This is a genomic window from Actinomycetota bacterium (assembly GCA_030774015.1).
Taxonomy (GTDB): Bacteria; Actinomycetota; UBA4738; order UBA4738; family JACQTL01; genus JALYLZ01.
Window position 1 is genome coordinate 1 of record JALYLZ010000030.1, and the last position, 3,501, is coordinate 3,501.

The 3,501-nt window shown below is 66.7% G+C and carries 3 protein-coding genes; 1 reads left to right on the forward strand and 2 read right to left on the reverse strand.

What is annotated here, in order from left to right; all coding sequences use genetic code 11:
- Positions 1-286: 286 nt before the first annotated feature.
- Positions 287-1,210, forward strand: a complete 924-nt coding sequence (locus M3Q23_02615; protein ID MDP9341004.1) for a hypothetical protein — start codon at positions 287-289, stop codon at positions 1,208-1,210.
- An 811-nt stretch (positions 1,211-2,021) separates the two neighbouring features.
- Here the strand turns inward: M3Q23_02615 and M3Q23_02620 are convergent.
- Both M3Q23_02620 and M3Q23_02625 read right to left on the reverse strand, forming a co-directional pair.
- Positions 2,022-3,029, reverse strand: coding sequence for a hypothetical protein (locus tag M3Q23_02620; protein MDP9341005.1), 1,008 nt, complete (start codon positions 3,027-3,029; stop codon positions 2,022-2,024).
- A gap of 156 nt (positions 3,030-3,185) precedes the next feature.
- Positions 3,186-3,501, reverse strand: a 316-nt coding sequence (locus tag M3Q23_02625; protein MDP9341006.1) for a transposase, incomplete at its 5' end; no start/stop codon positions are given.

Consider the following 3,501-nt stretch of genomic DNA (forward strand, 5'->3'; position numbering starts at 1 on the left):
CTCCGCTGCTCCCCTCGACGGGTGAGCTTGCGGGCGCAACCGAGCAGAACTTGGGATGTCGGGGTGCTGACCTTTTCGACCGGCGTTCTCAGGCCGCGGGTGTTCGCCTTTTCAACCGGCGTTTACAGTCGCCCGCACGCCGAGCTTCGCCGGGACTACCCTCCGGGTGGGCAACCGCCACATCGGCCACGTGGTCGGAGTCCGCGTGATGGCCGATACGGTTCAGATCACGCAGGCGGGGTCGATCGACTGGGAACCGCGGGGCCGGCCGGGGAGTACAAGAGGCATGAGCAGGGGGCGCATCCTCGCGATCTCGCTGGCGGGGGCCCTGGTACTGGGGGCGTGCAGCGGGGGAGTCGATCGGGAGCAGCCGCAGAATCGACCGTCTCCGTCCACGGCAGCCTCTGACGCGCCGGGGCCGAGCGGCGGAGATCGGTCCTCGCTCTCCGGGCGGATCGCGTTCGACAACCACGAGGACGTGTGGACGATCGACGCGGACGGCAAGGACCTGACCCGGCTCACGCATTCCCCCGCATTCGAGTTCGACCCGTCGTGGTCGCCCGACGGCACGCAGATGGCGTATCGATCCGATCGAGGCGACGAGTCGGAGATCTGGGTCATGAACGCCGACGGCACGGGTCAGCGCCGGCTGACCGCGGGTATCTCGCCCGCGTGGTCCCCGGACGGCTCGTCCATTGCCTATGCGAGCACCGGACATGATCCGAACCCTCCGTTGAGCGGAATCTCGATCATGAACGCGGACGGATCCGGGCAGCACCGCGTGCCGAACACCGATGGCGGCGAGTACCCCTCGTGGTCGCCCGATGGGAAACGGATTGCCTTCAACTCCAACCTCACCGGTGATCACGTCATGTACATCGTGGACGTCGATGGCTCGAATCTCGTGGATCTCTCGAGCGTGGGGGAGGGCTGGCAGGTGCAGTGGTCGCCCGACGGCCGCTCCATCCTATTCACGTCGCATCGCGACCATCCGGACAACTACACGGACGTCTATGTGATGCGCCCCGATGGCTCGGCCGTCCGCAGGTTGACGCACAACCGTGCGTACACACCGGCGTGGTCGCCGGACGGCGACAACATCGTGTTCTCGGCGCCGGGCCTGTTCATCATGGACCCCGACGGCAGCGACGTCAGAGCGCTCGACACCCCGGGAGTCGGCGAGACCTCGCTGCCCGATTGGACGGACTGAGGCCGCTCACCCCGACGTTCGACTCATGGCTGCTAACTCATGGGGTCGGAGGCTCGACGCCTCCTGGCTATTGCCTGATTGACCCGATCCGCACAAAGCTGGCAGCAGTATCGTCGGCTCCTGTTCCTGGTGCGATCGACGAACACGCAGCAGCAGGGCCAGCCCGCGCACCGGCCGATCCGGTCCCACTTCCCGGCGGCTAGGAGCTCCATCAGACCGATCACAGCCGAGGGACCGAGGAATGCGGGACCGTCGTATGGAGGAGGGCCGTGCCGGATCTCCCATCGACCCCCGCCGGAGGCCACAAGACGCGGACGGGCGTCGAGTCCCTCTGCGATCCGGCCAAGGTGCGAAGCCGCGATCGTCTCGTCTCGGGAGTCCATGGCCTCGGTAATGCGGTGGCGGAGCTCACGTGGCCCCGGTAGGCGAACCGCAGGATGCCGGTGCTCTGGGGCGTGAGCCGGCGGACGTCGGCGGGGTCGTATCTTCCTTCTTCCCCGCTCCTCCGGAGCACTGGTCGCTCGAGGTCTGCGGGGCCCCGGTCGAGCACGTGCCGGGTATCCTTCGGCCGGAGGCCGGAGTCCGGAGTGGGGCCGGCAAACAATCTTGTTCCCGCAGATCAGGGCCTTGGTCATGCGCCGCTGGGAACGGATTCCTCCGATCTGGGAACGGATTCTGGGCTTTTCCACTGCCCACGAGTCTGCTCGGTGTCCGAGCCACTGGGACTTGCGGCCGGAGTCCTTCCCGGGAACCGAAGTGCGTCTGTATCGGTGCAGGGACGCGACCGGTGAGTTCGCCGTTGCGGCTGAGGTCAGGATCCGGGCGGATACTGCGGGCAGACATCCTCGTACGGGCGGTCGCCGACGTATCGGGCCCACTCCGCCTTTGTGAAGTTCCGACCGGCCACGAGGCACGCTTGCCGCTCCCACACGGAGGGCGACGCCGCGTATGCGAACATCAAGCCGGTCGCGTAGAGGAGCACGGCCACCGTGGAGCTTCCCTGGCCCGCGAAAGTGGCCGCCCCGACCGCGCCAGAGAACCCTGGAATGTCGGTTCCGATCTGCTGGAGGTCGGGGACGGACCACAGCCTCGCCACGCCGTCGGAAGAGTCCGTCAACAGCATGCTTCCGGAGGGGTCGAACTGAACGCTCCACAGTCCCGGGTTCGAGGCCGGTACTTCGGCCAACTGCTTGCCTGTGGTCACGTTCCAGAGGCGAACGATCCCCACGTTCGACGACCCTTCCGCGAGGAGTCTGTCGTTGGTCGGTGAGAACGCGACGAACGCGACGCCCTTTGGATCATGCAGCGTCCGGACCGGCTTCAGCGTCCTTGCGTCGACGATCACGGTACGGTCACCCAGGACGGAGGTTGCGATCAACGACCCATCGGGGCTGTACACCACGTTCTGGTTGAGGCCGTCGAAGTGAAGACCACCAACGGCGGTGGACTTCCATGGGAGATCCAGGGGCGCCGCGCGCTCCGATCCTGTGGCGGCATCCCACTCGATCATCCGGCTGGTGCCGTTCTCGCGTCGGTCGACTCCGGCGATCCACTTGCCGTCAGGGCTGAACGTCGCCCATGGGGCGTTCCAAAACCCGCCATAGTCGTCTGGAACGGGGGTCGCGCTGAGTCCGGAGAACGTTCGGATGAGCCTGGCATTGCGACCGTCCAGTCGCCACAGGGTGATGTCCCCGTTGCTCGTGGGGCCGGGAGTGACGAGGAGTTCGGTGCCGTCCGGGGAGAACTCGGCGTAGATGACGGAGTCGATGCCGGGCACATGACCGGCGACCCTCACCTCGGTCGTGACCCGGCCGGTCACGAGGTCGATGATGCTGACATTGCCGCCCTTGCTGACCCCCGTATCGGGTGCGAACTCCGTCGCATGCGCGACTGCGATGCTCTTCCCATCCGGGGACGCGGAGAAATACGGAAAGAGGGGGTATCCATTTTGGTCCAGTACCCCAAGATGTTGGGGTCAGGGCCGTCCGCCCTTGATGGCGCGATAGGGGGCGGGGTCGGTGGCCACGGCCTGCTCCATGAGGCGATGAAACAGCAGGCCGCGCTGGCGGGAGCTGCGGCGGTTGAAGCGGAAGGTGAACTCGTCGAGGTAGGCATCGAGGTGCTCGGGCCTCACCGAGCCCTGATGGGTCCCCAGCAGCCACCGCTTGAGCAGCGACGCCACGCGATGGACCGCCGGCATGGCGATGTGCGCGGGGTCGCCGGAGGAGGAGATCACGGTCTTCTTGCGCGTGTAGCCGTGCTCCGGCAGCGAGTTGTAGCCGCCCCATCCG

What these genes read in the sequence shown, in the direction of transcription:
- M3Q23_02615 (MDP9341004.1), top strand. Translation starts at nt 287, where the DNA reads ATGAGCAGGGGGCGCATCCTCGCGATCTCGCTGGCGGGGGCCCTGGTA.